29 protein-coding genes and 1 pseudogene are annotated in these 25,428 nt (G+C 73.8%); 12 read left to right on the forward strand and 18 right to left on the reverse strand.

The features are described 5' to 3' along the window. Positions 1-27: 27 nt before the first annotated feature. On the reverse strand, positions 28-207 hold the full coding sequence (locus tag ACIA8O_RS26855) for a hypothetical protein (RefSeq protein WP_396296541.1): 180 nt from the start codon (positions 205-207) through the stop codon (positions 28-30). Positions 208-430: 223 nt separating this feature from the next. On the opposite strand from ACIA8O_RS26855, the gene ACIA8O_RS26860 reads away from it, so the two are divergent. Next, complete coding sequence (locus tag ACIA8O_RS26860) at positions 431-1,009, forward strand: hypothetical protein (RefSeq protein WP_396296542.1); 579 nt, start codon at positions 431-433, stop codon at positions 1,007-1,009. Between the two features lie 714 nt (positions 1,010-1,723). On the opposite strand, the gene ACIA8O_RS26865 is transcribed toward ACIA8O_RS26860, so the two are convergent. From ACIA8O_RS26865 to ACIA8O_RS26900, 8 genes and pseudogenes are all read right to left on the reverse strand, one after another. Further along, positions 1,724-2,158 (reverse strand): hypothetical protein, encoded by a 435-nt coding sequence (locus ACIA8O_RS26865; protein WP_396296543.1) that lies wholly within the window; start codon positions 2,156-2,158, stop codon positions 1,724-1,726. A 397-nt stretch (positions 2,159-2,555) separates the two neighbouring features. Further along, positions 2,556-3,329 (reverse strand): annotated as a pseudogene (locus ACIA8O_RS26870) (IS982 family transposase). A gap of 131 nt (positions 3,330-3,460) precedes the next feature. Beyond that, entirely contained in the window at positions 3,461-4,441 is a 981-nt protein-coding gene (locus ACIA8O_RS26875; RefSeq protein WP_396296544.1) for a helix-turn-helix domain-containing protein, read from the reverse strand. 129 nt (positions 4,442-4,570) lie between these two features. Continuing rightward, complete coding sequence (locus ACIA8O_RS26880) at positions 4,571-4,960, reverse strand: hypothetical protein (RefSeq protein ID WP_396296545.1); 390 nt, start codon at positions 4,958-4,960, stop codon at positions 4,571-4,573. A gap of 176 nt (positions 4,961-5,136) precedes the next feature. Next, positions 5,137-5,577 (reverse strand): GNAT family N-acetyltransferase, encoded by a 441-nt coding sequence (locus tag ACIA8O_RS26885; RefSeq protein ID WP_396296546.1) that lies wholly within the window; start codon positions 5,575-5,577, stop codon positions 5,137-5,139. 142 nt (positions 5,578-5,719) lie between these two features. After that, complete coding sequence (locus ACIA8O_RS26890; RefSeq protein WP_396296547.1) at positions 5,720-6,832, reverse strand: calcium:proton antiporter; 1,113 nt, start codon at positions 6,830-6,832, stop codon at positions 5,720-5,722. Between the two features lie 114 nt (positions 6,833-6,946). Further along, complete coding sequence (locus tag ACIA8O_RS26895) at positions 6,947-8,452, reverse strand: M1 family metallopeptidase (protein ID WP_396296548.1); 1,506 nt, start codon at positions 8,450-8,452, stop codon at positions 6,947-6,949. 96 nt (positions 8,453-8,548) lie between these two features. Continuing rightward, complete coding sequence (locus ACIA8O_RS26900) at positions 8,549-9,667, reverse strand: hypothetical protein (protein WP_396296549.1); 1,119 nt, start codon at positions 9,665-9,667, stop codon at positions 8,549-8,551. Between the two features lie 50 nt (positions 9,668-9,717). Here ACIA8O_RS26900 and ACIA8O_RS26905 point away from each other — a divergent pair, with 50 nt between their 5' ends. Next, entirely contained in the window at positions 9,718-10,305 is a 588-nt protein-coding gene (locus ACIA8O_RS26905; protein WP_396296550.1) for an HAD family hydrolase, read from the forward strand. Positions 10,306-10,358: 53 nt separating this feature from the next. Here ACIA8O_RS26905 and ACIA8O_RS26910 read toward each other — a convergent pair whose 3' ends face one another. Continuing rightward, positions 10,359-10,973, reverse strand: coding sequence for a DUF4865 family protein (locus tag ACIA8O_RS26910; protein ID WP_396296551.1), 615 nt, complete (start codon positions 10,971-10,973; stop codon positions 10,359-10,361). A 144-nt stretch (positions 10,974-11,117) separates the two neighbouring features. On the opposite strand from ACIA8O_RS26910, the gene yidD reads away from it, so the two are divergent. Continuing rightward, on the forward strand, positions 11,118-11,687 hold the full coding sequence (gene yidD, locus ACIA8O_RS26915; RefSeq protein ID WP_396296552.1) for a membrane protein insertion efficiency factor YidD: 570 nt from the start codon (positions 11,118-11,120) through the stop codon (positions 11,685-11,687). Between the two features lie 4 nt (positions 11,688-11,691). Here the strand turns inward: yidD and ACIA8O_RS26920 are convergent, their stop codons facing one another. The 4 genes from ACIA8O_RS26920 to ACIA8O_RS26935 all read right to left on the reverse strand — a co-directional run bounded on the left by ACIA8O_RS26920 (position 11,692) and on the right by ACIA8O_RS26935 (position 14,302). Then, positions 11,692-12,495 carry a GNAT family N-acetyltransferase gene (locus ACIA8O_RS26920; protein ID WP_396296553.1) on the reverse strand — a complete coding sequence of 268 codons (804 nt, stop codon included), beginning with the start codon at positions 12,493-12,495 and terminating at the stop codon, positions 11,692-11,694. Positions 12,496-12,541: 46 nt separating this feature from the next. Continuing rightward, positions 12,542-12,727 carry a hypothetical protein gene (locus tag ACIA8O_RS26925; RefSeq protein WP_396296554.1) on the reverse strand — a complete coding sequence of 62 codons (186 nt, stop codon included), beginning with the start codon at positions 12,725-12,727 and terminating at the stop codon, positions 12,542-12,544. A 222-nt stretch (positions 12,728-12,949) separates the two neighbouring features. Next, on the reverse strand, positions 12,950-13,654 hold the full coding sequence (locus tag ACIA8O_RS26930) for a hypothetical protein (protein ID WP_396296555.1): 705 nt from the start codon (positions 13,652-13,654) through the stop codon (positions 12,950-12,952). A gap of 111 nt (positions 13,655-13,765) precedes the next feature. Continuing rightward, positions 13,766-14,302, reverse strand: a complete 537-nt coding sequence (locus tag ACIA8O_RS26935; protein WP_396296556.1) for an ArsR/SmtB family transcription factor — start codon at positions 14,300-14,302, stop codon at positions 13,766-13,768. 118 nt (positions 14,303-14,420) lie between these two features. Between ACIA8O_RS26935 and ACIA8O_RS26940 the strand changes: the two genes are divergently transcribed. The 6 genes from ACIA8O_RS26940 (at position 14,421) to ACIA8O_RS26965 (ending at position 18,993) form a co-directional block, all read left to right on the forward strand. Next, on the forward strand, positions 14,421-15,332 hold the full coding sequence (locus ACIA8O_RS26940; RefSeq protein ID WP_396296557.1) for an O-methyltransferase: 912 nt from the start codon (positions 14,421-14,423) through the stop codon (positions 15,330-15,332). A 149-nt stretch (positions 15,333-15,481) separates the two neighbouring features. Next, positions 15,482-16,003 (forward strand): MarR family winged helix-turn-helix transcriptional regulator, encoded by a 522-nt coding sequence (locus tag ACIA8O_RS26945; RefSeq protein WP_396296558.1) that lies wholly within the window; start codon positions 15,482-15,484, stop codon positions 16,001-16,003. 108 nt (positions 16,004-16,111) lie between these two features. Beyond that, a complete protein-coding gene (locus ACIA8O_RS26950; RefSeq protein ID WP_396296559.1) occupies positions 16,112-16,618 on the forward strand; it encodes a hypothetical protein in 507 nt (168 codons plus the stop codon). Then, positions 16,615-17,481, forward strand: a complete 867-nt coding sequence (locus ACIA8O_RS26955; protein ID WP_396296560.1) for an NmrA family NAD(P)-binding protein — start codon at positions 16,615-16,617, stop codon at positions 17,479-17,481. The genes ACIA8O_RS26950 and ACIA8O_RS26955 overlap by 4 nt, the downstream gene beginning before the upstream one ends. Before the next feature lie 430 nt (positions 17,482-17,911). Continuing rightward, complete coding sequence (locus ACIA8O_RS26960) at positions 17,912-18,529, forward strand: DUF402 domain-containing protein (RefSeq protein WP_396296561.1); 618 nt, start codon at positions 17,912-17,914, stop codon at positions 18,527-18,529. 203 nt (positions 18,530-18,732) lie between these two features. Next, positions 18,733-18,993 carry a hypothetical protein gene (locus ACIA8O_RS26965; RefSeq protein ID WP_345284639.1) on the forward strand — a complete coding sequence of 87 codons (261 nt, stop codon included), beginning with the start codon at positions 18,733-18,735 and terminating at the stop codon, positions 18,991-18,993. A 150-nt stretch (positions 18,994-19,143) separates the two neighbouring features. Here the strand turns inward: ACIA8O_RS26965 and ACIA8O_RS26970 are convergent, their stop codons facing one another. Next, entirely contained in the window at positions 19,144-19,695 is a 552-nt protein-coding gene (locus ACIA8O_RS26970) for a YrhB domain-containing protein (protein WP_396296562.1), read from the reverse strand. A gap of 220 nt (positions 19,696-19,915) precedes the next feature. On the opposite strand from ACIA8O_RS26970, the gene tap reads away from it, so the two are divergent. From tap to ACIA8O_RS26985, 3 genes are all read left to right on the forward strand, one after another. Next, the gene (tap, locus tag ACIA8O_RS26975) at positions 19,916-22,243 is read left to right on the forward strand and encodes a telomere-associated protein Tap (protein ID WP_396296563.1); all 2,328 of its coding nucleotides are present in this window, start codon (positions 19,916-19,918) and stop codon (positions 22,241-22,243) included. A 66-nt stretch (positions 22,244-22,309) separates the two neighbouring features. Further along, on the forward strand, positions 22,310-22,855 hold the full coding sequence (tpg, locus tag ACIA8O_RS26980; RefSeq protein WP_396296564.1) for a telomere-protecting terminal protein Tpg: 546 nt from the start codon (positions 22,310-22,312) through the stop codon (positions 22,853-22,855). A 114-nt stretch (positions 22,856-22,969) separates the two neighbouring features. Beyond that, positions 22,970-23,407 (forward strand): NUDIX domain-containing protein, encoded by a 438-nt coding sequence (locus ACIA8O_RS26985; RefSeq protein ID WP_396296565.1) that lies wholly within the window; start codon positions 22,970-22,972, stop codon positions 23,405-23,407. A gap of 82 nt (positions 23,408-23,489) precedes the next feature. On the opposite strand, the gene ACIA8O_RS26990 is transcribed toward ACIA8O_RS26985, so the two are convergent. From ACIA8O_RS26990 to ACIA8O_RS27000, 3 genes are all read right to left on the reverse strand, one after another. After that, positions 23,490-23,801, reverse strand: coding sequence for a DUF1232 domain-containing protein (locus ACIA8O_RS26990; protein ID WP_396296566.1), 312 nt, complete (start codon positions 23,799-23,801; stop codon positions 23,490-23,492). 117 nt (positions 23,802-23,918) lie between these two features. After that, complete coding sequence (locus tag ACIA8O_RS26995; protein ID WP_396296567.1) at positions 23,919-24,500, reverse strand: dihydrofolate reductase family protein; 582 nt, start codon at positions 24,498-24,500, stop codon at positions 23,919-23,921. A gap of 450 nt (positions 24,501-24,950) precedes the next feature. After that, positions 24,951-25,403: a hypothetical protein gene (locus tag ACIA8O_RS27000; RefSeq protein ID WP_396296568.1), complete on the reverse strand. Its 453-nt coding sequence runs from the start codon at positions 25,401-25,403 to the stop codon at positions 24,951-24,953. Positions 25,404-25,428 lie beyond the last annotated feature (25 nt).

Below are 25,428 nucleotides of genomic sequence, written 5' to 3' on the forward strand. Positions count from 1 at the left end.
ATCTTCATTTTGAGGGGGAGGTCGGCACTACGGAGGAGCTCCCGCCATGGTCTCGTACAGGCGGCCCCGGTAGCCGAGCAGCCCCCACACCGCAAAGCTGACGACCGCTGCGATGGCGGTGGTGCCGGCCGGGAACAGGGTCAGGTCACCCGCCTTCGGGCACGGACGGCCGAGTTGGCCCCGGGCTCGCGGCGTCGTCAGGACCATGAGAGTGGATTCCGTCGAACCCCACTGCCCGGCCGGTTGGATGCAGCGTGCCGGCGTCGTGCCGGCCGTCCGGTGCGGTGACCGTTGCCGGGGTGACACCTGTGCACCCCAGCTCGCGGCGCCCGGCTTGGCGGGACCTGTCGACGAGCCGGACACAAGAGTTGCTTCGCTCCGGGCACGGCCCGGTGTGGCGACTCCAATGAGAGAACACCTGAGAGGGAGCATGAAGAGTTCGACGAGGAACACCGTCACCGCAGGCGTGGGAATGCTGGCCTTCGCGGCCGTGTTCGTGGCGGCGGCCATCCCGGCCTCTGCGGCCACGTACAAGGGCAGGGCCACCTCCTACTCGCCCGGGCTCAACGCGTGCGGGACGGTGGATTCCGCCGGGGACTTCATCGTGGCGGTCAGCCCGCAGATGTTCAGCAACGGCTCGGTGTGCTTCTCGACGGTCCGCATCACCTACAAGGGCCGCACCGCGACCGCGAAGGTGACCGATCGGGCGCCGGGCGCGGGCATCAACGACCTCGACATGTCTCCGGCGCTGTTCAAGCACTTCGCCGGCAAGAGCCAGAACGCGCTCTCCGGCGTGAGTTGGCACTTCACGGACTCCAAGCCCACGCCCGGCGGGACCACGAAGGCGCCGACGCCGAACCCGACCAGGACCACGAAGGCACCGACGCCGAACCCGACCAGGACCACGAAGGCACCGACGCCGAACCCGACCAGGACCACGAAGGCACCGACGCCGAACCCGACCAGGACCACGAAGGCACCGACGCCGAACCCGACCAGGACCCCCTAGAACCCCCCCCAAGTAGGAACAATGTGCCAGGTGGTGTGAAAGCGGCGGCAGCCCCGGTGCGGCAACGCCGACGGGACCGGCCTGCACACCCTCGCCTCTGGGCGGGGCACCGTCCGGCCGGCCACCGGGACCTGGTGCAAGCAGGCCGGTGACCAACTGGGCCGGTCGGCACCTGCGGACAATGGAGTTCGGGTGCCGGTGGCGATCGTCGCGCGGCTGGCCGACAGCCCCCGGACAGGTCAGTCGCTCTCACCGGTGAGGGCGATGTCCCGCGTCAGACTTCGTGGCAGGGCTCGTTGCTTGCGGGTCCTGCTGCTTCAGGAGTCTGATCGATCATGGTGAGGCGCCAGTTCCTGGGGTCCGGCCCAAGCACCCGTGAGCAACTCGAAGCCCAGGTTGCCGACTTGACCCAGGCGCTGAGTGAGGCGGCAGTCGAGCTGCGGGTGTGGAAGAAGTCCGCGGGGAGCTGGCTGGGCCCTTCGAGGACCTCGCGGTGATCCGCACCGAGGCGGGCATGCCGGCCGCGAGTTCCGCCGGGCGGCCCTCCCTCGTCCAGCCCCGGCAGTGAAGCCGGCGCGACCGCCGTGACCAGGACCACGCCACCACTCACGCCCCCACCGCCGCCCACCTCATCCCGTGCTCGGCGGGCTGCCTGAGGGGTGGCGGCGGGGTGTGCCCCGGGCGGACCGGGGCACACCTGCGGGGAGTCCGGCGTCAGCAGGCCACCACTGTGGAGACGCCGGCGGTCGAGGCGGGCCAGCCGGGCTGGTTCACCGAGATGGTGCTGGTGACGGTTGCGCCGCACGGGGCGCTGGAGAAGACGCTGCCGACCTGGTTCGCGCCGGCCTGGACGAGGACGGTCGGGTTGAGGGGGGCGAGGGGGGCGTTGCCGGCGACCGTGCCGGAGACGGTGAAGCTGACGTACTGGGGCTGCCAGGACGGGTCGCCGGCCGTGGTCACCCCGTAGAAGCGGACCTGGTTGCCGGTCACCTCGACGCAGGCTCGGGTGAGCAGCGGACCGGGCGCGCCAGGGGTGCCGCAGGTCACGACCGCGCCGACCGGCCCGGTCGGCGCGGCGGCGGCCCCCTGGACGCCGGCCAGGGTGGTCAGGGCCGCGGCGGTGGCGACGGCGATGACGGTCGTCTTCATGGGTGTCTCTCCTCGGGCAGGGGATAGGACGATTGACGGAATGTGACATTTCACATTCCGCTGACGTCAGCATGGCAGTCCCCCGGACCTGGGGGTGCGGCATCCGGGAAGAAGAGGATCTTTCGCGGGTATCGGCCACCGAATGACCTGAATGGTCTGTCGGTGATCGCACAACCCCCCCCGGCCCGCCCTGCCCGCCCGGGCGGCCGAACGGGTTGAGGCATGGTGACGCGTCTGCCGCCCCGGCGGATCGGGCACGGGCCACCGCGCGGACTGCCGACCTACTCGGTGGCGGCCTCCCGGGGGCCGGAAGCGCTGGTGCTCCTCGGCCGAGTGGGCGCCGCTGCTCTGGAGCCGAGGCGGCCCGCTGCTCCTGGACGAGCAGTTCCGAAGTCGGTCAGTGGTCGTAGGTGATGAGTGAACGGGTGACGGGCTGGCCGGTGGTGCGGTTGTGCCGGATCGCGCAGGTCATCGCCGACAGCCGCCGGCCGACCCGGGCTCCGACGCCCTCGATGGTCCGGCCGCCGTGCTGTTCGAGGCCGAGCTGCCCCTTGAGCGTGTCGTTGACGGACTATCAGCTGTCGGACCGACTCCAGGAGTTCTTCGCCGGGGCGGGGAGTGTGGTTGCGGTAGGACGGCCGCAGCAGCTGGACGCCGTAGTGGCCGAGCGGCCGGTCGAGTTCGGCGGGGACGTAGCCCTTGTCCGCGAGGATCAGCAGGCCGGGCCGTTCGCGCACGAGGTGGGGTTCGGTCTCGACGAGCGCGGCCAGCACCTCGCGTTCGTCGACCTCGGGGGCGGCCGGGGCCGAGGTGACCGGCAGTCCGGCCGGGGTGCAGACCGGGTGGAGTTTCAGGCCCCGGAACCAGCGTGGGTGGGAGCGGCCGGAGCCATAGTCGTAGCCGGCCCATCCGGCCAGCGCGGAGCGGCGGACCGTGTCGTGGGAGCGGCCGCATTCGACCGGGCGGCCCGCAGACGCTTGTTGTGGGCGGGCCGTTCGGGCAGGTTCGGGAACATGTCGCGCAGGTGGGCGTGGGCGAAGCGGATCCACCGGGCCTCGGAGTGGAAGCCGAGAAGGGCCTGGGCCACGGCCGGGCAGACCAGCTCGGAATCCGCCAGCGCAGGTGGACGTCCCAGCCAACGTGTTCGAAGCAGATGATCATCGACCTGCACATATCGACCTGCACATGGAGTGCGGTCGGGAGGGTGTCCAGCTCATCGGTCGTCACAACCCGATGCTGGACACCCTCCCCGCGCGTCCGGACCAAAAACCGGCAACCCCGACCGACTTCGGAACTACTCGTCTAGTTGCTGGTGATGTCCGGGATCCCGGTCGGGGCCGGGACGGGTTCGAAGGTGAAGGTCTGGCCCGTGGGCGGGGTGGCGCAGGGGAGTTGGAGGACGGAGGCGCCGGGGGTGGCGATGCCGCCGGGGACGGTGACGCAGGCGTCGGTGTGGGACGGCTGGAGGAGGAAGGTGCCGGGGGTGCCGGGGGCGGGGCGGAGGGTGAAGTGCTCGGCGGTGCCCCGGCGGCCGCAGTAGTCGTTCATCAGGTGGGCTCCCTCGACGAGGAGGCCGGAGTCGACGCCCAGGCAGCCGTGGCCGAAGACCGGGTGGAGGGAGCGGAGCAGGTAGCGGTCCCCGCCGGACGGTTCCAGGACGTAGGTGGGGACGGCGCCGGGGCAGGCGACTTGGGTGACGCGGCCGCCGCTGTCCTCGGTGGTGGACTCGCCCAGGCAGAGGCCGGAGCCGGTCGGCCGGATCCGGTACGCGCCCGGGACGAGGGGGAGTGCCGGGCGGGAGGGGGCTGCGCTGTCCCGGGGTGGGGGCGGGGGTGGGGGCGGGTCGTCCAGGAGCTGGGAGCCGCCGACCAGGCCCCCGAGGACGGCCACGGCGGTCCCCAGCAGGGCGGCGCGGCGGAGGAGGCGCCGGGGGCGGGGCGGGCGACCAAGGGGCGAGGCGGGTGGTGCGGTTGTCTCGGGGGTCGGCTCGGGGCCGTCCCCGCCGGCCGCGATGCGGGCGCGGGCCTCGAACCAGGCGGTGGCGTCTCCCTGGTGGCCGCAGGCCAGCAGGAAGGCGCTCAGCAACTCGGGCCGCGGCAGCTGGTCGTGGCGCAGGACGGTGGCCAGGGTGCTGCGCGGGAGCACCTCACCGTGCTCGGCGGCGCGCTGTTCCAGGGCGCGGTAGGTCAGGCCGGACCGTTCCCGCAGGTGTCGCAGGAGTGCGACGAACTCGGCCGCGTCCTTGGCCCGGGAGGGCTCCGGGGGCGGCGGGGAGGGGCTCATGCCGCGATTCTCGCCGGGTGGTGTGCGGCGGAGCCATGCAGATTTGAGCCGTTCATGACCAAAAAGAGGCTCCCGCTGGTTCGGCCGCCCCCCCGTGGTGCGGCCGAACCGGCGGGGACCGGGTCGGGCTCAGTACCAGGCGGTGCCCCAGCCGGAGCACTCCAGGACCTGGCTGCCGTTCAGCGAGCAGACCTGGAAGGTGAACTGATCGCCCGACTTCATGCCGGTGCTGGGCTTCTGGTTGGAGGACTGGCCGTTGTTGCCGCTCTGCCAGCGGTGCCAGAGCGTGCCGGTGAGGCTGCTGTTGACCTTCTTCCAGACCACCCGGGTGGCGTTCGTGTCGTCGGCCCGGTTGTCCCAGAGGCGGAAGGTGTCGGTCTCGCTGATGTACTCGACGCCCGCGAGGTTGTTGGGGGTGCGTAGTGCGGTGGTCTTGGCGGTGGCGGGTGCCACGGCCAGGGACACCGCTGCCACGGCCGTGGCGGCCGTGACGAGCGTGCGGCTCAGGTGCTTGTTCATGACTGCTCCTCGGCTCGGGCCCCGTGGCCCCGGCAGGACGTCCGGGGTGGGGCGGCACGAGCCTGCGGACCGGCCGTGGAGCGGGTCAAGGCCGGCCGGACGTCCGGGACACCGTCCGCCGCCGGGACACGGCCGACCTGCGCAGTCCCGTTCCGTCCGGGACGGCTGACGGACGGTCAGGCGAGGCGCAGGTCGACGTAGGGGACGGTGTCGCCGGGGAGGGTGTAGCGGTCGGTCTCGGTGAAGCCGTGGCGGAGGGCGAAGAGGAGGCCGTCGTGGTTGGACTCCAGGACGACGGTGAGGATGCCGGTGGCGCCGGCGCCGCGGGCGTGTGCGAGCTCGTGGCGGTACAGGGCGGTGCCGTGGCCCCGGCGGCGGTGGGCGGGGAGGATGCGGGCGATCACGGTGGTGGCGGGTTCGTCCTCCGCGGGCGGGCGGACGGTGGCGCAGCCGATCGGCTCGCCGTCGAGGCGGGCCAGGGTGAGGCGGTTGCGGGTGGCGCGTTCGCGGATCTCGTCCAGGGTGAGGAGGTGGGTGGGGATGACCGTGTTGTGGACGCGCTGCCAGTCGAGGAGGTCGGACTCGCCGTCCACGACGCTGATCTGAAGATCGCTCATGGGCGGTAGCGAAGCGGGCGGGCGGCCGGGCCGTCAATCGGTTTCGGCGGGGAGGCGGGGAGGCGGGGAGGAGACGGGGAGGACGCGGACGGGCCCCGGCACCGCGGGGCGGTGGCGGGGCCCGTCCGGAACCGACGTGCCGTCAGGGGCTGACGGCCAGCACCAGGTAGGCGCCCATCACGGCGAGGTGGACGCCGCCCTGGAGCGGGGTGGCGCGGCCCGGCATGACGGTGAGGGTGCCGACCGCGATGGTCAGGGCGAGCAGCACCATGTGGGTGGAGTCGAGCCCGAGCACCAGCGGCCCGCTCAGCCAGACCGAGGCGACGGCCACGGCGGGGATGGTGAGGCCGATGGAGGCGAGGGCGGAGCCGTGGGCCAGGTTGAGGCTGGTCTGCATGCGGTTGCGCCCGGCCGCCCGGACGGCGGCGATGGTCTCGGGGGCGAGCACCAGCATGGCGATCACCACGCCGACCACCGAGGAGGGCAGTCCGGCGTCGGCCACGGTGCGCTCGATGGTGGGGGAGACGCCCTTGCCGAGGCCGACCACCGCGACCAGGGCGAGGCCGAGCAGCGCCAGGCTGATCCAGGCCTGCTGCCTGGTCGGCGGCTCGGCGTGGTCGTCGTCGTGGCCGCCGTCCTCCAGGACCTTGCCGGTGGCGGTGACCGGCAGGAAGTAGTCGCGGTGGCGCACCGTCAGGGTGCCGACGAACAGGCCGTAGACGAGCAGTGAGGCGGTCGCCGCGAAGACCAGCTGGGTGGTGGAGAACTGCGGCCCGGGCTTGCTGGTGGTGAAGGTCGGCAGCACCAGGCTGAGCGTGGCCAGGGTGGCGATCGCGCTGAACGCGGCACCGGTCCCCTCGGCGTTGAACACCGCGACCCGGTGGCGCAGCGCGGTCACCAGGATCGAGAGGCCGACGATCCCGTTGCAGGTGATCATCACGGCGGCGAAGACGGTGTCCCGGGCCAGGGTGGCGTTCTTCTCGCTGCCGTCGGCCATCAGCGTGACGATCAGGGCCACCTCGATGATGGTGACCGCCACGGCCAGCACCAGCGAGCCGAACGGTTCACCGACCCGGTGGGCGATCACCTCCGCGTGGTGCACCGCGGCCAGCACGGCGCCCGCCAGGAACAGCGCCACCACCACGACCACCGGACCGGACAGTGATCTGCCCCAGGTGCAGGCGAGCAGCACGAAGGCGAGTACGGGTACGAGGGTGGTCCATTTCACAGCTTCACGACGGGCCTGGGCGTTCATGACCTCGAGTTTTCCAGCCGTGGAGGTCCTGGCACGAAGGCCCCGCCGCCCTCGGCGTGTCGCCCGCGGCGGCCCCGGCCCGGTGGGGCGGGGGCCGCCGCGGGTGACGGCGCGTCAGTGTCCGGCGTGCAGCGAGTCGGTGGCCTTGATCTGCTTCCAGGACCGGGGCTCCTGCGGGGTGGCGGCCTTGGCGAGGCCCGCCGGGGCGGGGGTGGTGGCGGTGCCGGGGGCCGGCTTGCCGGGGGTGAGCAGCCAGCTGTCGAGCAGGGCGTTCAGCGGCTTGCCGGAGATCCGCTCGGCGTACGCGCGGAAGTCGGCCAGGCTCGCGTTGCCGAGCCGGTGCTCGGCGGGCCAGCCGCGCAGGATGGCGAAGAAGGCCTGCTCGCCGACGGCGTTGCGCAGCGCCTGGACGGCCAGCGCGCCGCGGTCGTAGACGGCGCTGTGGAACTGGTTGTCCGGGCCGGGGTCGCCCGGCAGCACCTGCCACCACGGGTCCTCGGCCGGACGGGAGGCGTACGTCCAGTCGGCCAGCTCCTGGGCGGTGCCCTCGCCCTCGTGCTCGGACCAGAGCCACTGGGCGTAGCGGGCGAAGCCCTCGTTCAGCCAGATGTCGCTCCAGCGCTCCAGCGAGACGCTGTCGCCGTACCACTGGTGGGCCAGCTCGTGGGCGACCACGGAGGTGTTGGAGCCGGCGGCGAAGACCTTGGGGCTGTAGAAGACCTGACCCTGCGTCTCCAGGGCGTACCGGGTGGGCACGTTGGGGACGTAGCCGCCGACGGTGGCGAAGGGGTACGGGCCGAACTGGGTGGCCAGCCAGTCGGTGATCTCGCCGGTGCGCTCCAGGCTGGCGCGGGCGGCGCCCTCGTACTCGCCGAGGTCGCGGCTGTAGGCGGTGATGACCGGCACGCCGGCGGCCGTGGTGGTGGTCGTGGTGTCCAGGTCGAAGCGGCCGACGGCGAGGGTGGCCAGGTAGGTGGCCTGCGGCTTGGTCTGGCGCCAGCTGTACCTGGTCCAGCCGAGCTTGGAGGACTGGCCGACCAGCGCGCCGTTGCTGATCGCCTGGGTGCCGTCCGGCACGGCCACCGAGACGTCGAAGGTGGCCTTGTCGGTGGGGTGGTCGTTGCTCGGGTACCACCACCAGGAGCCCTCGGGCTCGTTGGCCGCGACCCCGCCGTCGGGGGTGCGCTGCCAGCCGGTCCAGCCGTACACCTTCCTGCTGGAGGGCACGTCGGCGTACCGGACGACGACGGTCACCTTCTTGCCCTTGGCCAGCGGGACGGCCGGGGTGATCTCCAGCTCGTGGTCACCGGTCGCGGCGAACTTCGCCTGACGGCCGTTCACCTGCACGTCCTGGACGGCGAGGGCGAAGTCCAGGTTGAAGCGGGCCAGCGCCTCGGTGGTGGTGGCCAGGATGGTGGCCGTCCCGGAGAGCTGGTCGGTGGCCGGCTGGTAGGTCAGGCGCAGGTCGTAGTGGGAGACGTCGTAGCCGCCGTTGCCGTAGTCCGGGTAGTACGGGTCGCCCACCCCCGCGGAGCCGAACGGGGCCGTGCCCGCGGTGGCGGGTTGGGCCAGGAGCAGGACGGCTGCTGCGGCGGCGGCGAGGGTCAGCCTGGTGCGCACGGGGTCCTCCGGTGCGTCGAGTTCGGACGGGGTCGTTCGACGCTAGAGGGTGCGGGGCGGGCGGGGGCGGGGATCGGCGCCGCCGTTATGAAATGTTCACGCCAGTACATCCACCGCAACGGGCCGGACGGACAACTTTGGTGACGGTTCGTCGTACAGCGGTTCGTCTGACGGTCCGTCGTACGGCGGTTCGTCGTGTGACGGTCCGTCGTACGGGCGGAACTCGTTGTCGGCGGCGAGCACCTCGCTGCGCAGCGGCGAACCGGCGGCGGCCCGCGCGGCGGCGACGGCCGGGTGGGAGAAGGAGACGGTCAGGATGTACGGGGGCGGGCCGGTGATGGAGTTGTGGCTGTCGATGGGATGGGAGAGCCCCCGCCCGATCCGGGTGAGGTCCTGGCCGGGGCAGATCGCCAGTGCCTCCAGCCGGACGGAGGCGCCGGCCGGGGCGTCGATCCCGCCGTCCGGGGTGCGCGGGGTGCCCTCGACGAGGGTCACCGGGAGGTGGTGGCCACCGGCCACCAGCCCGTCGGGGCCCTCGATCTCGACGGTCACGCCCTCGGTGCCCAGGGAGGCGGGGAGGGTCAGCGGCACCCGGCCGGGGGCGACGCCGAGGCCGATCTCGAACGCCCCCGGGTCGTCGCCGGAGAGTCGCATCGAGCCGTAGTGGGTGAGCACGAGCTGCGGTCCCTTGCCCTGCGAGGCGGACTCGTACGGCGGGAGGGCGTACCGGTGCACGCCCTTGGCGCCGCACCTGCTCCCCATCGAGGTGCCGCCGCCGGGGAGCGCCACGTCCCTGGCCGGGCCCACGACCGGGGTGCGGGCACCCCGTCCGCCGCGGTCGCCACGGTGGGCGGGGGAGAAGTCCGCGTACTGGACCGCCCCCGCCGTGACCAGCAGCCCGCAGAGCACGGCGAGCGCGAGCCGACCCCGGCGGTCGAGCCAGCGCGAGGCCCGGGCCGACAGCGGATCGGACGGCGACCAGCGGCGGCCGCCCGGATCGACCGGCGCCTCCTCCCGCCACCTGGCCGCGAGCATCCGGGCCCGGGCCGAACCCTCCTGCGCGGAGGCGCCCCTGACGAAGTCCTCGTCGAGGCGGACACCGTCGAAGGGGGCCGGCCCGGAGGCGTCGTGCTCGGGGCAGTGCGGGTCGGAGCAGGGCAGGTCGGGGTGGCGCGGGCCCGGGTGGCGCGGTTCTGGATCTTCGGCTGTCGGCACGGCTGAAGTATGCACCGGGGCACCGACGGCCCGGTCGGTAGGGTGGGGCGGTGATCATTCCGCTGCCGCACGGCGACTTCCGGGCCTACCTGTTCGACTGCGACGGGACCGTCGCCGACTCCATGCCCGTCCACCACCGGGCCTGGAGCCGGGCCGTCGGCGAGTGGGGCGGCGAGTTCCCCGAGGACCTCTTCTACGCCTGGGGCGGTCGCCCGGTCGCCGACATCGTCGCGGACCTGAACGGGCGTCAGGGCCTGGCCATGCCGGTCGCCGAGGTGGCCCGCCGCCGCGAGGAGCTCTACCGCGAGCTGCTCCCGGAGGTCACCCTGCTGCCCGGCATCCTGCCGCACATCGAGGAGGCCCACCGGCACCGGCGCTCGGCCGTGGTCTCCGGCAGCACCCGCGACTCGGTCCTCGCCTCGCTGACGGCGCTCGGCGTGGCGGAGTCGTTCGAAACGCTGGTCTGCGCCGAGGACGTCACCCGGCCCAAGCCCGACCCGGAGGGCTTCCTGCTGGCCGCCCGCCGGCTGGGCGTCGAGCCGCGGCACTGCCTGGTCTTCGAGGACTCCCCGCTCGGCCTGGCGGCGGCGGCCGCCGCCGGGATGGCCGCCGTGGACGTGCTCGCGCCGCGCGGCTGACCGGGGCCGGCCGGAGCACCGGGGCCGGCCGGGGCTGACCATGCGTCAGGCGGCTACCAGGTGCGGCCCTCCGGGAGACCGGCGAGACCGGGAGCGGAGAGGTGCAGGACCTCGTAGCGCTCCTCGTCCGCGGCGCCGTCGGGGCGGGCCTCGGCCAGCAGGACGAAGCGGAGCAGCTGCCAGTGGTGCGGGTCCAGGGCCAGTGCGGCGGTGTGGACGTCCTCCTGCCGGGCCAGGTCGGCGAGCTCCTCGGTCTCCCGGGCGATCAGCGCGGAGAGGCCGAGGCCGTCGCGCTCCGGGTCGGGGTCGACCGGCACCGCGGTCAGCCGGCGGGAGGCGGCCCGCGGCACGGTCGCGCGGGCCGGCCCGGCGTGGCAGGCCAGCCCGGTCCAGTGCAGCGCGGCCGGGCGGCCGAAGTCCCGCAGGATGTTCTGGAAGCCGCCGCCCCCGACCAGGAAGCGGGCCATCTCCCCGGTGTCGTTCCAGAGGTAGAACGGGGCGTACTGGTTCACCGGCGAACCCTGCTCACCGCGCTCGCGGACCAGGTACGCCTTCAGCCCGAGCCCGGCCCGGTCGTCCAGGACGTGCCCGCCGACGGCCACCCGCTTGCGGATGATCCCCATGTCGTAGTCGGCGGGCAGGGTGAGCTCGTACTGCTTGGCGTACACGGTGGGACCTCTCCGGCGGCGGGCGGTGTGACGGGACGTCAGGCGGTCACCCTAGATGCTCTTCGTACCGCCGGACGGTCGTACGGCAGGATGTCCCGGCAGATGTGTCACCCCGCACGGAGAAGCGAAGAGAGGCGGTACTCCATGTACCCACCCCCGCCCAGGCCACCGTACTTCGAACGGGCCTGGTGGTGGCTGCCCGAGGAGGAGCGGCGGCGCCGACGTGAGCAGCGCCGTGCCTGGGAGCGCTACAAGGCCCAGCGGAAGGACAACGACCCGTCCGACATAGCGGACTGCTGCACCGGCAACGGTGGTGGCAGCGGCGGGTTCTGCGGCGGCGGTGGCGGTGGCGGCAGGGGTGGCGGCGGAGGTGGGGGCGGTGGCGGCTGCGGTGGCGACGGCTGCGACGTCTGCCTGATCGCGATGATCCCGGTGGTCTTCACCTCCGGCCTGCGCGCCGTGCTGAACGCCCACCGCGCGCCCCGGCTCCCCGGCGGCCGCGCCTCCGCCTTCCTGCACGGCTCGGTGGAGCACTACCGCACCCGGATCAGCCCCACCCGCCCCGCCTGCTGCCCGTACACGCCGAGCTGCTCGACCTACGCCGTGCAGGCCCTGCAGCGCCACGGCGCGCTGCGCGCCGTCCGCCTGACGGCCGGTCGGCTGCGGCGCTGCCGCCCGGGCACCCGGGGCGGCAGCGACCCGGTGCCGGAGTAGGACGTCAGTCCAGCGGCAGCGCGGTGAAGAGCGCCTCGGTGAACGTGGTCACCCCGGTGAAGCCGAGGCGCTCGTAGAGGCGGACGGCGGTGGCGTTGTCGGCCCGGACGTTGAGCCCGATGTGGTCGGCCGTCTCCGCCAGCCGGCGGCAGAGGGCGGCCACGCAGGCCGCCGCCGCGCCCCGGCCCCGCAGCTCGGGCAGCGTGGTGACGTTCCCCAGCACCGCCACCCGCTGCGCCGGTGACCACGCGTGCACCCCGGCCACCGCGGCCAGCCGCCCCTCGTGCCGGACCCCGACGTACTGGCCGGTGTCGAGCATCCGGTCGTCGAACCAGTTGCCGGGGTAGGCGGCGGCGAACAGCCCCAGCAGCTCCGGGAGTTCGTCCCGCCCGAGCACCGTGGGCTCCCAACGGCCGGGCCGGTGGCCGGCGGTGGGCGCGGGATCGGTGAGGACCATCCGCAGGAGCGTGTCGCGCCCGCTGAGCCGGTACGAACCCTCCAGCACCTTGGCGGCCCCGTCCGGCAGGTGCCCGATGAACCGCCGCGGCAGCACCGGCAGCAGCGCGGCGGCCAGTTCCTCCGCCCCGGCCGCCCGCTCCGGCCGCGCCGACACCAGCACCGTCGGGGTGTCCCCGACCGCGTACAGCAGCGCCACCGGGCCCTCGTCGCCGGTCGCGTACCAGCTGGTGTGCGGCCACAACAGGTCGTCCAGGTCGCCGAGTTCGAGCAGGTGCGGCGCGGGGTCGCGGAGCAGGCGGGCGGCGAGGGCGGCCCGGTCGTGCAGGCCGTGCAGGCTGTTCGGGGACATCCCGTCACCCTACCCGCGCGGCCCGGGCCGCCCGCCCCGCGGTGGGTCAGCCGTAGTAGCCGGACGCCCCGGCCGAGCCGGCGAAGAAGGCGGTGGAGGGGAGGTACTGCGCGGTGGTCGCCTCGACCGGGAGCGGGCCGGGGCGGTGCAGCTCGGTGTGGTGGTTCCGGCGGTTGCCGACCTGGTTGATCCTGTGCAGGACGGACTTGACGGTCGCGACGATGTGCTTCACGTGTCCACCTCCGGTGGTCCGGGGGAGTCGTTCCACTCCCTCGGTGATCACGCTAGGCGCCTCCGGCGCTCCCGTGGAAGGGAGTTGAGCGAAACCTGAGCCAGGTGGTTCCGTCGGCCCGTACGCCACCCGTCGGCCCTCCGCCCGCACGGTCCCGCCGGGCCGCCGCCGCACCGTTGCGCGAGCGCGCCGCCGCGGCGGAGGCGGAGGGCCGACGGAGGGTCACCGCTTGGTGGCGAAGGTCTCCAGCTGGCCCTTGGCCTGGGCCTCGACGGCGAGTTGGGCGCCGATCATCACCTGCGGGGAGCCGATCTCCTTGGACGGGCAGAAGCGGGCGTCCTTGACCGGGACCGAGATGAACAGCGCCTCCTCGTTGCGGACCAGGACCAGCTGGTTGCCGGTGGTGCAGGCGGCGTTGGGCGCGGTGGGCGGGGAGGAGAGCCAGCTGACGGCCTGGAAGAGCGACTCGCCGGGGCCGAGGATCGTCGCGTTCGCCCGGTCGGTGACGAACTTGACGTCACCGATCACGCCGGTGACCAGCTTCTGGAAGGTGCCGGCCCCGTCGGTGCGGACGTCGGCCGGGCCGTAGAGCTTGCAGGGCTTGGCGGAGACGTTGGTGAGCTTGACGACGCCGGACCAGCGCGGGGCGGCGCTCTTGTCCAGCCCGGTCAGCACGCCGGTGACGTCGGTCTCCTTCTCCGAGCCGCCGCAGGGCGCGGCGTCGGGCCGGCCGGTGGAGCTCGGGGTGGCGGTGTCCTTCGGGGAGGCGCTGCCGCCGGTGCCGGCCGAGGGAGAGGGTGAGGGGGTGGTGGCGGCCGGGCTCTTGGCGTCACCGGCCGCCACCGGGGTCCCCGAGGAGCTGCAGGCACTGAGCGCGAGGACCGCGCAGGCCAGGGCGGTGGCGGCGGTGAGGTGACGGTTCTTCAAGGAGGGCTCCCAGGACGGTGAACGGCCCGCTGCACGGACGGGCCCACACTCTGTACGTCCCGGGTGCGGCGTTCGGTTGCGTCCGCGGCCGGATTTTCTGACGGCGCTCCGTCAGGTGCCGTCGGCGGGGAGGCGGGGGACGTCCGCCCGGTAGAGGCTGACCAGCAGCCCGAACGCCTCGCCGCGCTCCGGGTCCTGATCGGGGTGGGCGGCCGCGGTCTCGATGGAGCGGGCGAGTGCGCGGGCCTGCGCGGGGGTGAGCCAGAGGTGGCTGAGGCGGGTGTGGGTGGTGTCGTCCCGCTCGGGCAGCATCTCGCCGAGCGCGGCCTCCACCAGGAACCGCGCGCCGCCGCCCTCGTCCTCGGGCAGCCGGAAACCGCGGCTGACCAGCTCGAAGTACTGCTCGGTGCCGCCCCGCACCTGCCGGGTCCCCCCGGCCCGGACCAGCCCGGCGTCCTGCAGGACCCGGACGTGGTGGCTGACGGTGCCCTTGGCCAGCCCGGTCGCCTCCGCCAACTGCCGCAGGGTGGCCGGGCGTTGGCGCAGTGCGTTGACCATCCGGTGGCGGACGGGGTGGCCGAGGGCCTTGAAGTGCGCGGGGGAGTCGAGCACCAGGGGCTCGTCGTCCTCGGTGGGCCGGGGTTCCATGCGGAAAGTGTCCATGGAATTCGACGCTTTGACAATCGGCCCCGCCGCACCCCAGACTCCTGCCCAGCCGAAAGCGTCCACATTTCTCGACGCTTTCCCGTTCTCAGGGGGAACCACCGTGCCCGTCTCCACCGCCCGCATCGCCACCGCCCAGGCCGACCACCTCCTCCACCTCCTCCGCTCCGCCGCCCCGCTGGACGGCGGACATCGCCTCGCCCGGCCCGACGGCGGCATCTGCACCTTCGCCGTCACGGCGGACGCCCTGGAACTGACCGCCACCGCCCCGGACGCCGCCGCGCTGGCGGGCATCCGACGCACCGTCACCCGGCTGCTCGCCGAGGCCCCCGCCGCAGAGTGGAGCGGCCCGTACGACGGGGACGACCTGGAGACCACCCACCCGGTCGCCGCCGCGTACGCGCTCGCCCACTGCACCCCCGCCGATCCGGTGCTACACGAGCTGGAGGTGGAGACCCGCACCCGCACCGGCGGGGCCGCCCGGATGCAGGTCTCGCACGACGAAGGTGCCTTCCTGACCATGCTGACCCGGCTGGTCGGCGCCCGCCGCGCCGTGGAGGTCGGGGTCTTCACCGGCTACTCCTCGCTCTGCATCGCCCGAGGCCTGGCCGACGGCGGCCGCCTGCTCGCCTGCGACGTCAACGAGGAGTGGGCCTCGATCGCCCGCGGCCACTGGGAGCGGGCCGGCGTCGCGGAGCGGATCGACCTGGTGATCGCCCCCGCCCTGGACACCCTGCGCGCCCTCCCGGCCGAGCCCGAGCTCGACCTCGCCTTCGTCGACGCCGACAAGACCGGCTACCCCGCCTACTACGAGGAGCTCGTCCCCCGGCTGCGCCCCGGGGGCCTGATCGTGCTGGACAACGTCTTCCTCGGCGGCCGCGTCCTGGACCCGGCCTTCGACGGCCCGGATCACCGCGCGATCCGCGAGCTCAACGCCTTCGTCGCGGCCGACCCCCGGGTGGAGGCGGTCATGCTGCCGCTGCGCGACGGGGTGACGGTCGCCCGCAGGCGGTGACGGCCGTCCATGGGCGGGGAGCGCGAACGTCCGTCCGCCACGGTCGGGGTGAGGCGTCGTCAGGTGGTCGCCGACGCGCGCGACTTCGGTGGCGTCGAACTTCTGGAAGCACTTGACCAGAGCAGTGATTAGGCACCATATTACTTCTCGTGACCCCGCAGCCCGAGTTCGACCCCGGTGCCCCCAGTCTCGACCAGGCGCGCCGCCAGATCGCCCGCTACGGCCTCGCGGCCGACCCGCAGGCGGTGCTGGTCGCGGCCCGGCTGATGGCGGCCGGCACCCGGATCGGCCAGGCCGGTGAGGTCCACTTCGGCCGCTTCGGCCTCTCCACCGGCCGGTACCGGCTGCTCGCCGACCTGGAGGACCACGGCGGCGAGAAGTCGCCGTCCCAGCTCGCGGCGAGCCTCGGTGTCTCCCGGGCGACCGTGACCGGCCTGGTCGACGGGCTGGAGCGGGAGGGGCTGGTGGCCAGACGTCCGTCCGCCGAGGACGGGCGGGGGAACGTGGTGATCCTCACCGCGCGCGGAGCCGATCGGCTCCGCGCCCTGGCGCCGGAGCACTTCGCCCGGATGCAGGCGATGGTCGGCGGGCTCTCCGACGAGGAGCGTGCCACCTTCCTCGACCTGCTCTCCCGGGTGGTGGCGGGCATCGACGCACTCACCGGGGACTGATACCCCCTCAGGCGGGCCGTACCGCGGCCCGCCTTCCTTCGACCCTATTAGTTAGGGACCTAAGTACAAGTCTTGGGTCTCCCGTCGACCAATGGAAAGGGACCGTTCATGAGCAAGAGAAGTTCGGACGCTCCGGCGCCGTACGTCCTGTGGAAGGAAGTGCTGCCCGCCTACGTCATGCCCGCCGTGATGGCGGGCGCCGGCGGCCTCGCCTCCGGCCAGCCGCAGTTGGTGGTCGCGGCCCTCACCACCATCGGCGGCACCTCCGCCCTGGTGGCCGGCACCCTCACCGTCGCCCTGCACCGCCGCCCCCTCCCGGCCCGCCCGCCGAGGACCCCACGGCTGCTCGCGGCCCTCGCCGCGGGCCTGGCCGGCGCCGCGGCCGGCCTGGCCGTCGGGCTCGCCGCCTCCCAGCTGCTGCCGCTGATCCCCGCGCTCGACGGCAGCCCGTGGCCCGGCCGGCTGCCCGCCGACCTCGCCATCTCCTCGGCGATAGCGAGCACCATCGCCACCTTCCGCTGGCGCGGCAGCCGCACCTCCGCCTCCGCTCCTTCCCCCGCCTCTCCCGCCTCCGAGCCCGCCCCGGCTCCCCACTTCGAACGGCAGCCCTCGTGATCGTCGTCATGGGCGCCTCCGGCGCCACCGGCAGTGCCACCCTCCAGGCGCTCGCCGCCCGCGGAGTACCGACCCGCTCCCTCACCCGCGACCCGGCCGCACTCGCCGGCACCCTCGACGGGCCCGCCCGCGCCACCACCGAGGTCCTCGCCGCCGACGCCGCCGACCCGGACTCCCTCCGGGCCGCCTTCAAGGGCGCCGACCAGCTCTTCCTCACCATGGCCAACAGCCCGCAGCAGGTGCGGTACGAGCTCGACGCCGTCGAGGCCGCGCTCGACAGTGGGATCGGACACATCGTCAAGATCTCGGCCCCGGCCGCCGAAGCGGACTCGCCGGTCGAGATCTCCCGGGGCCACCACCTCATCGAGGAACGGCTGCGCGCGACCGGCATCACCACCACCGTCCTGCGGCCGTACGCCTTCATGCAGAAGCTGCTGCTGCTGGCGCCCGGCGTCGCCGCCGCCGGAGTGGTCACCGGCGCGATGGGCGTGGCGCGCTGCAACTACGTGGACGTCCGCGACATCGGCGAGCTCGCCGCCGAGACCCTCACCCGCCCCGAGCTGGCCGGCGGCACCTACCCGCTGACCGGCGGCCGGGCCTACAGCTACCCCGAACTCACCGACCTGCTCGGCGGGTTGCTCGGCCGGACGGTCCGCTACGTGGACCTCGGACCGGACGGTCTCCGGGCCCACCTGGTCGAACGGGCCGGGATGCCGGAGTGGCTGGCCGCCCACGTGGTGGAGATCCAGCAGCTCGCGGTGGTCCGGGAGGAGCGGCCGGACGACACCTTCCGGCGGGTCACCGGGCGGGACCCGCGCACCCTGGAGGCCTTCCTCGCCGAGAACCTCCACCGGTTCCGCTGACCACGGGGGCGCCGTGCCGGTGGCCGACGGCACGGCGCCCGGGGCCGGTCCCCGTGGTGACGCGGTCCTCCCTTCGGGTGGGCCGGGGTTCGACGGGAGGTGTGGCGGGCAGAGCCCGTTCCATGACGAACTCCTCCGCATCCTCGCCCGCCTCCTCCGCCTCGTCGGCCGGTCGCCGGTCGCGCCACCGCCGCCCGGCGCGGCCCGCCGCCGGCGGCGGCCAGGCCCACCGCGTCCCGGCGCCGCCCCGGCCCGCCGGCCGCGGCGGGTGCTGCCGCACCTGGTCCAGCGAGCACCGCGAGCGGGGCGGCCAAGTGGTGCGCACCACCTGGCACGAGCCGGCCTGCACGGCCACGACGCGGGGCCGCAGGTGACGGGCCCCTCGGACCGCCGGGGCCCGGCCGCGCGGTTCGCGGTGGGGAGCACGGCGGTGCGCCGGGACGTGTACCGGGAACGGGTGTGGACGGCGATGCCGCACCGCGTACTGGCCGACGGCGGGGACACCCTCGACCTGGCCTACTGGCCCGGCATCACCAGCCTCGCCCCGACCGCCTGGATCGCCTCGCTGACGACCGACGCCGAGGCCAACCGCCGGCAGTGCCTGGCCGACCTGGCAGCCGGCACCTGGACCCTCGACCCCCACCGCTGGACCGGCACCGCACTGCGCAGCACCTTCCTGGAGGGCGAGCACTTCTCCGTCCACCGCTTCCAGAACGCGGCCTCGGGCGAGCCCGTCCGCTGGTACGTCAACTTCGAACTCCCCTTCCGCCGCACCGCGTCGGGGATCGACACCATGGACCTGGCCGTGGACCTGGTCGCCACCCCCGACCTCTCGGCCCACCACTGGAAGGACGAGGAGGAGTACGCCCAGGTACGGCGCCTCGGCGTGGTGGACGACCACCTGCACGCGGAGGTGGAGCGGGCGAGGGAGCGGGCCCTCGGCATGCTCCAGGACCGCGTCGGCCCGTTCGCGGAGCCCTGGCGGGCGTGGGCCCCCGACCCGTCCTGGCCGGACCCGCTCCTGCCGGAGGGCGCCGGCCGGGCGTGACCGCCGCGTCGGTGCACGACGCCGGGGAGGGTGGGGCACACCGGCCGTCCTGCCTGAGCCGGTGACGAACCGTCAGCGGAACGAGCGTGGGCGGTGGCGGTATTCGGCCGACCGGGTGGGTTTGCGGCTCGTGCGGCCCGGGGTTCGGCTGAACGAGTTACGGAGCGTGACTTTCCGCTGACCCGTTTGCCATGATCGGACTCATGCGAACCTTCGGCAAGGCGTTCGGCGCCTTCATTGCGGCATGCGCTCTTTCGGCCCTCCCCACCACCGCCTTCGCGGACAACGCCGCCGGTCAGTCCGGCAGCGGCAACGTCGCCATCGGCCAGGGCTCGGGCGCCGACGGCGGTGGCGTCTCCTCCAACTACGCGAACGTCACCTCGGTGACCGCCACCGGCTCCAACGTCGGCAACAACCTCGACCTCTGGCCCGGCGCGGTCCTGGTCGTCCCCACCGGCCACTGAGGCCCGACGCCCGCCCCACCTGAGACCACCCGAGGGTCCCGGCCGTAGCGCTACGGCCGGGACCCTCCGTCACGTCCTGACGGCCCCTCAGTTGCCGCCCTGGCACGACCCGGCCTCGACGTCGGGGACCGCGTCGCCGCTGCCGGAGCGTCACCGAGCCGGACCGGCCACGGTGTCGATGGGCAGCAGAGGGTAGCTCTCCCGCCTCGGCCTCGGCAGGAGGTCGGCCAGTTCCGCCGGAGGCTCCCCGCCCTCGCCGACGGCCTCGACGTACGCCTTCGCCTGGTGGGGGCCGAGCAGCGGCGCCTGCTTGCGCAGGTGGCGTATCGCGGCCAGTCGCCCGTCGGAACGGACGAGCGCCCGGACGGCCGCGACCAGGGGATCCGGCTCGTCCGGGGGTCGTACGCCCTTGACCTGCCGAAGGTAGAGCTCCTCCCAGCGGTCACTGACGAAGGTGGTGACCGGGATGTGGTGGATGCTCCCGTCCTGCCGGTCGACGAGGTACGGCCCCTGGCCGATGAGCACGTCCCCGGGGTCGCGGCTGCGGAGGTACTCCACCGACTGCACGGAGACCAGCCACCCGAAGGCGTGCTCGTAGGCGTCGGCCACGGCCGGCGCGGGCGACAGCGCCATCCACGGCGACTCCTGCCGCTGCCTCGACAACAACGCCTCGACCAACTCCACCGCGCGTTCTTTGGTCACCACGTCCCCCATCCTTCACCGCGGCACAACCGGATTTCCGGGCGCGGCCCGAGGAGACGGTCCTCCGGGGCTGACGCTTCGGGGGAAGGCGGGAGATCGCTTGCTAGGGTCTGATCCTGACTTCCCGCCGGTCAAGGGACCGGAGGGGAGGACGGGAAGCGCTCGGGAGGTCGGTCCCGTGCGGTCTGAGACGGCATCAGAGAGGGATCAGGAGACGGACATGACCGGTGCCTCGCCGCAGCAGACCCCACAGCAGACACCGGACGCGATCGACGCGCTGCTCGGCGCCGGTCCGCGCCGCGCCGTCCCGCTGCCCGAACCGGCCGAACGCAAGCGCCTGCGCACCGAGTACGGGCTGACCAAGGCCGAGACCGCCGCGGCCCTGGACGTCAGCGCCGGCACGCTCACCGCCTGGGAGTCGGGACAGCGCGAACCGCAGGGGGAGGGGCGGGCGGCGTACGCCCGTCTGCTGGAGGGCATGGCGGCCCGCCTCGCCCCGGCTCCGGCTCCGCCCGTGCCGGTTCCCGCTCCGCCCGTCGCTCCGGCAAGTCCCGTTCCGGCTGCGGCCGGTGAGGTCGTGGTGGAGTTGGACCGCACGGCGGCAGGGGAGTTGGTGGTCGCGGAGCCCCAGGCGTGCGTGCGTTGCGGCCGTCCGACCCCGTACCGCGCCCAGGGGCGTCCGGTGCACATGGGCGGTTGGTGCACCCCGGCCCCGGACGGCGCTCCCCAGGCCCCGGCGGCTCCCGTCGCCACTGCCACCGCCCCCGCTCCTGCTCCCGTACGTCCCCGCACGCCGTCCCGTGCCTCCGCTCCCAAGAAGGCGCCCGCCAAGTCGGCTGCGGCGCAAGCGGATTGGGAGCAGGCGGCGGCCGCCCGCTTCCCCGCCGGCCCGCTCGCGGTGCTCGACGTCGCCGCCGACGGCCGGAGCCTGGTGGCGTACCTCGCCGACGGGACCCCGGCCGCGACCGCGCCGTCCGCCCGTACGTTGGCCGCCGCCGTCGAGTGGGCGCTGGAGGCCGGGTTCGGCCAGGGGCGGCTGCACCGCCACGGCCGCGACGGCGATCCGCTGCTGGTCCTCACCGACACCGCGCTCGCGGAGCTCGGCCTGCCCCGCGCGGGCCGGGACGAGAAGCAGGACTTCGTCCCCCGTCTGGGCCAACTCCCCAAGAACCACCGGGCGGTGAAGGCACTGGAGAAGGCCGGCTGGCTGCTCACCCAGCGCGGTCTCGGCCCGTGGGCCCGGATCTACCGCACGCCGGAGGACGGCCGCCGTCAGTGCGTCCAGCTCTGCGTGCCCGCGTGGGGCGCCCTCGCCTCCGGCGGCTGGGCCGTACCGGACGGGCCCGACGGCGTCGACGCCCCCGGCCTCGCGCGCCTGCTCGGCACGTACGCCACCCGGGTGCTGACCCCGCGCGGTTCGACGGCCGTCAGCGGTCTCGAACTGGTCACCTCCCTGCGCCCGCCGACCCGCGCGGTGCGCACCGAGAGCGGCTGGACCTCGGGCCCGGTGGAGGGCTCCCGGACGCACGCCTTCGACGCCGCGCCGCCGGAGGTCCCCGACGTGCACCCGCTCGCCCGGGAACGGGACGAGCACGGCGAGTTGGTCACCGAGGCCTGGGACTGGCACCGCCCGCTCACCCCGGCCGAGAGCGCCGCGCCGTTCGCGGTCGGACTCGACGTCAACATGGCCTTCCTCGCCGCCGCCGGCCGCCTCACCCTCCCCCTCTCCGAGCCGGTGCACGAGATCGCCCCGGCCTTCGACAAGCGCATCCCGGGCAGCTGGCTGGCCGACCTCTCCCAGGTCCCCGTCGACCCGCTGCTGCCCAACCCCTTCACCCCGGACGGCAGTCGCCCCACCGGGCCGGCCTGGTACAGCACCGCCAAGCTCGCCTACGCCGCCGAACTCGGCCACCCCGTCCAGCCCGCCGAGGGCTGGCTGCGGCACGAGTCCGGCCCCTACCTCGACCCGTGGCACAAGCACCTGCGGCAGGCCTACGTCGACACCATGGCCGCGCTCGGCGTCCCGCTCGACCTGGCCGACACCGACCCCGTCGCGTTCCTGGACGCCATGGCGGGACTGCGGGACACCGGCGACCCGGCCGAACTCGCCGTGCTGACCGCCATCAAGCAGACCGCCAAGGGCACCATCGGCAAGTTCCGCGAACGCCCGCGCGGCCACGGCTACCGCCCCGGCGAGCGCTGGCCCGCACTGGAACGGCCCACCTGGGACCCGCTGATGCGCGCCCTGGTCATCGACACCGCCACCGTCAACCTGCACCGCAAACTCCGCAAGGCCGCCGCCGAGGGCCGCCACGCCTTCGCGGTGCTCTCCGACTGCGCCGTCTTCGCCTCGGCCGGCCCGGGCGCGCTCGACGTCCTCACCCGGCCCGACGGGACCCTCGGCACCGCGCTGCGCCTCGGGATCAGCCCCGGCCACGTCAAGCACGAGGGCACCCGGCCGATGGCCGAGATCACGGCGCTGATGGCCGACGGCGCCAACCCGGCCCGGTACATCAAGACCGGCGGCGCGGTCTCCGCCGACGAGTAACCGGCATCCCCGGGGCACCACCCGCCCCACACACCGTCAGCACCCTGACAAGGAGGAGCCCGAGCCGTGGGGGAGATCGACGAAGGCCTGGACCGCGTGGAACGCACCCGGCCGATCCCGCAGTCCCTGCCCGCGCGGCTGCGGTTCCTGCTCAAGGGCCACAAGGGCTCGACCAAGGCCCTGGCCGCCGAACTCGGCGTCTCCCAGCGCACGGTCCAACGCTGGCTCAAGGGCACCTCCACCCCCAAGCCCGCGGCGGCGGCCCAGGTCGAGCAGCGGGTGCGGGCGAAGTGGCAGCCGAGGGTCCGTCAGCGGGTGCGGCGGGACGCGGAGAAACGCGGCTTCATGCTCCACCTCCAGGCCCGCTTCGGCTTCACCTCCTCCGCCGGCTCCACCGACGACCCCCGGCCGCGCACCCTCACCCAGCTGATGCCCGGCGAGGTCGCCACCCGTCTCTACGCCGCCCGCGACGCCGGGGCCGGGGCGGCCGAACAGGAGCAGATCCTCGCCGACGCGCTCGGGGAGCACTACTTCAAGGACGGCGGCCACCGCGCCGCCAGCCTCGGCGTGGAGCTGACCGACCTCGAGTGGATCGACATCGAACGCCTGTAGCGTCACCCGGTCCTCGCCAATCCGAACGCATCCCTCATTCCGCGCCCAGTCGGTGCACATCAATGCCGGCTGGATGCCCAACTGACCGCCTTGTCGACCACTTTGGAGTCCACCATGAAGCAGCGGGTTCGCGCCGTGCTCGTCACGCCGGCCGGCACGATGCTCCTGATCAAGCGCATCCGGCCCGGCGTCAACCCGTACGCGGTCCTCGTCGGCGGCGGCGTGGAGGACACCGATGCCACCCTCGAAGAAGCCCTCCTCCGCGAGATCCGCGAGGAGATCGCCGGCGTCGGCCGGATCGAGCGGCCGTTCGCCGAGCTGACCAACGACAAGGGCGAGGTCGAGCACTTCTACGTCGTCGGCATCGAGGACTGGAACTTCGCCGACCGCACCGGTCCCGAGTTCTCCCACGACGACCGCGGCGAGTACCTCCTCGAGGAGGTCCCCCTCACGGTCGAGGCCGTCGGCGCCCTCAACCTGATGCCGCCCCAGGTCAAGGACCGGCTGGTCGCCGCGGTCGCGGCCGGTGACCTGTCGGTCGCCACGGCCTAGCCGGGCCGGTGGAGGAGAGGCGCTGACCGTGCACGACGGAGCGCGGGGGCGGCGGTGATCCCCGGTGCCGGGGCACGGGCTCTCAGGCCGCGTCGCGGTCGCTGCCGAGCGGGCGGCCCGGGCCCAGGTGGGTCGCGGCCTTGGTCAGTGAGCGCAGGGCGATCAGGAGGAGGCCGATGTCGTCGAGGAGGATCGGGTCGGGGAGCAGGTCGACGGGGCTGATCAGGTAGGCGATCGACGCCCAGAAGAGGACCTTGTTCGACATGGGGATGCCGGAGGCCGTCAGGAGCTTGCGCGCCCGGACCAGCTTCACCACCAGGACGGCCGCCGCCACCATACTGGCCACCACCACCGCACCGGCCAGCCACCAGAACACACCGCTGCCTCGGTCCACGTCCCCTGCCCTCCGCCCTGTGTCCTGCGTCCGTTCCGGCCGACGTCCGGGTTCCTTCCCGGCCCTCCGTAGACCGTACACATCGGCCGGCGTCGTTGTCGTCGTCGGACGGCCCGGTCAGCGGCGTACCCGGTACAGCAGGTGGAGCACCCGGTCGCCCTGGATCACCACGTCGGGGTCCTCCAGCAGGTGCTGCGCCCGGACCGATCCGAAGTAGCGCCTGCCGGACCCGAGGACGACGGGCGCGACGTCCATGCGCACCTCGTCGACCAGACCCGCGGCGAACACCTGGCCCCCGACGTCGCCGGCGGCGACCTCGACCACACGGCCACCCGCGAGCTCCTGCGCCTTGGCCACGGCCGCCTCGACGCCCTCCACGAAGTGGAACGGCGCCCCGGGGTCCCAGCCCTCGGGCGCCGGCCGGTGCGTCACCACGACCATGTGCGGGATCCCGCCCGGCGGCTGCCCGCCCCAGCCGTCCGTCAGGTCGAAGACGCGGCGGCCGACGATCGTCACCCCGATCCGGTCCCAGTACGGCCGGGTGTGGTCGTAGGAGGTCCGCGACACCTTCAGCGCACCGCTCCCGTCCAACGGGACGTCACCGTTGGTCAGCCACTCGAACAGCGCCCCGGGTCGGTCGTCCTCGTCCGCAACGAAGCCGTCCAGCGACACCGTGCTGTTCATGACCACCTTGCCCACGGGGCTCTCCTCTGCTTCGGGGTCACCCCAAAGTAGCGCGCGGACGCCTGCGGCGATGGGTGCCAGTCCGGGCGGGGCCGGTGCGTGGTTGTCCACCAGCCGGCGCAGCCGTACCGGGTCGGCGAGCACCTCTTGGCGGGACGCGGGCCCGGCGGGGCCAGGGCCGACGGTGCAGGGCGATTTCACCAGCGTCGGCGACCGCGAGGTCCTGCAGGTCGTCGATCAGGTGGTGGGGCAGTAGGGCCTCCGCCAGCAGCGACGCCGTCGGGGCGCCGTCGGAGGGGACGACGCCTTCTTCGCCACTCTCAAGCGCTGTACCGCCGAGCACGTCCACCGCAACGCCTCCTTTCCGCAGTTCGAGACCCTGGCCGCGAAGGTCTCCGGCAAGGACCTCAAGGGCTTCTTCGACGCCTGGGCCCACGCCACGACGATCCCGCCCGACACCCACCTCTACCCGGCCGGCACACCGGCAGGGGTGGACCGCACGAACCGGGCGGGCTCGTCCCGGGCGTTGGCGCCGAGGCGGTACGCGGCCCCCACCTTCACGAACTGCAGGTAGGTCGTGCAGGAGCGCCCGTCACCGCGGAGATCGTCGAAGGTGACGTAGACCCCGGTGCCGGCGTCGCTGAAGCTTCCCGCGCGCCAGGTCCCGCGGACGCTGCGCGGGGGGCCGTCGGCGGGGCCGGCCGACGACGAGCAGATGGACGGACTGACGGCGACCTCGCCCAGCGTCCCGTCACCGAGCAGCTCCACCACCTCGCCCCCGCCCGCCCACCGACCCCTCGGGTCGGGCGGCCCGTCCTGGCCGGACACCGCGGCGATGACCACGCCCGCGACCGCCACGACGGCCGCGACCGCCACCACCAGTACGGCCACCACGGCGGCCCGTCCGCTGAGCTTCACGCTGAACTCCCCTCTGTCCCGGCCA

It is taken from the genome of Kitasatospora sp. NPDC051853, from assembly GCF_044452665.1.
In the GTDB taxonomy this organism is placed as follows: domain Bacteria; phylum Actinomycetota; class Actinomycetes; order Streptomycetales; family Streptomycetaceae; genus Kitasatospora.

Coding starts and splice junctions, on each gene's coding strand:
- ACIA8O_RS26855 (WP_396296541.1), bottom strand. CDS start 207: ATGGTCCTGACGACGCCGCGAGCCCGGGGCCAACTCGGCCGTCCGTGC.
- ACIA8O_RS26860 (WP_396296542.1), top strand. CDS start 431: ATGAAGAGTTCGACGAGGAACACCGTCACCGCAGGCGTGGGAATGCTG.
- ACIA8O_RS26865 (WP_396296543.1), bottom strand. CDS start 2,158: ATGAAGACGACCGTCATCGCCGTCGCCACCGCCGCGGCCCTGACCACC.
- ACIA8O_RS26875 (WP_396296544.1), bottom strand. CDS start 4,441: ATGAGCCCCTCCCCGCCGCCCCCGGAGCCCTCCCGGGCCAAGGACGCG.
- ACIA8O_RS26880 (WP_396296545.1), bottom strand. CDS start 4,960: ATGAACAAGCACCTGAGCCGCACGCTCGTCACGGCCGCCACGGCCGTG.
- ACIA8O_RS26885 (WP_396296546.1), bottom strand. CDS start 5,577: ATGAGCGATCTTCAGATCAGCGTCGTGGACGGCGAGTCCGACCTCCTC.
- ACIA8O_RS26890 (WP_396296547.1), bottom strand. CDS start 6,832: ATGAACGCCCAGGCCCGTCGTGAAGCTGTGAAATGGACCACCCTCGTA.
- yidD (WP_396296552.1), top strand. CDS start 11,118: ATGTACCCACCCCCGCCCAGGCCACCGTACTTCGAACGGGCCTGGTGG.
- ACIA8O_RS26920 (WP_396296553.1), bottom strand. CDS start 12,495: ATGTCCCCGAACAGCCTGCACGGCCTGCACGACCGGGCCGCCCTCGCC.
- ACIA8O_RS26935 (WP_396296556.1), bottom strand. CDS start 14,302: ATGGAACCCCGGCCCACCGAGGACGACGAGCCCCTGGTGCTCGACTCC.
- ACIA8O_RS26950 (WP_396296559.1), top strand. CDS start 16,112: ATGAGCAAGAGAAGTTCGGACGCTCCGGCGCCGTACGTCCTGTGGAAG.
- ACIA8O_RS26965 (WP_345284639.1), top strand. CDS start 18,733: ATGCGAACCTTCGGCAAGGCGTTCGGCGCCTTCATTGCGGCATGCGCT.
- tap (WP_396296563.1), top strand. CDS start 19,916: ATGACCGGTGCCTCGCCGCAGCAGACCCCACAGCAGACACCGGACGCG.
- ACIA8O_RS26985 (WP_396296565.1), top strand. CDS start 22,970: ATGAAGCAGCGGGTTCGCGCCGTGCTCGTCACGCCGGCCGGCACGATG.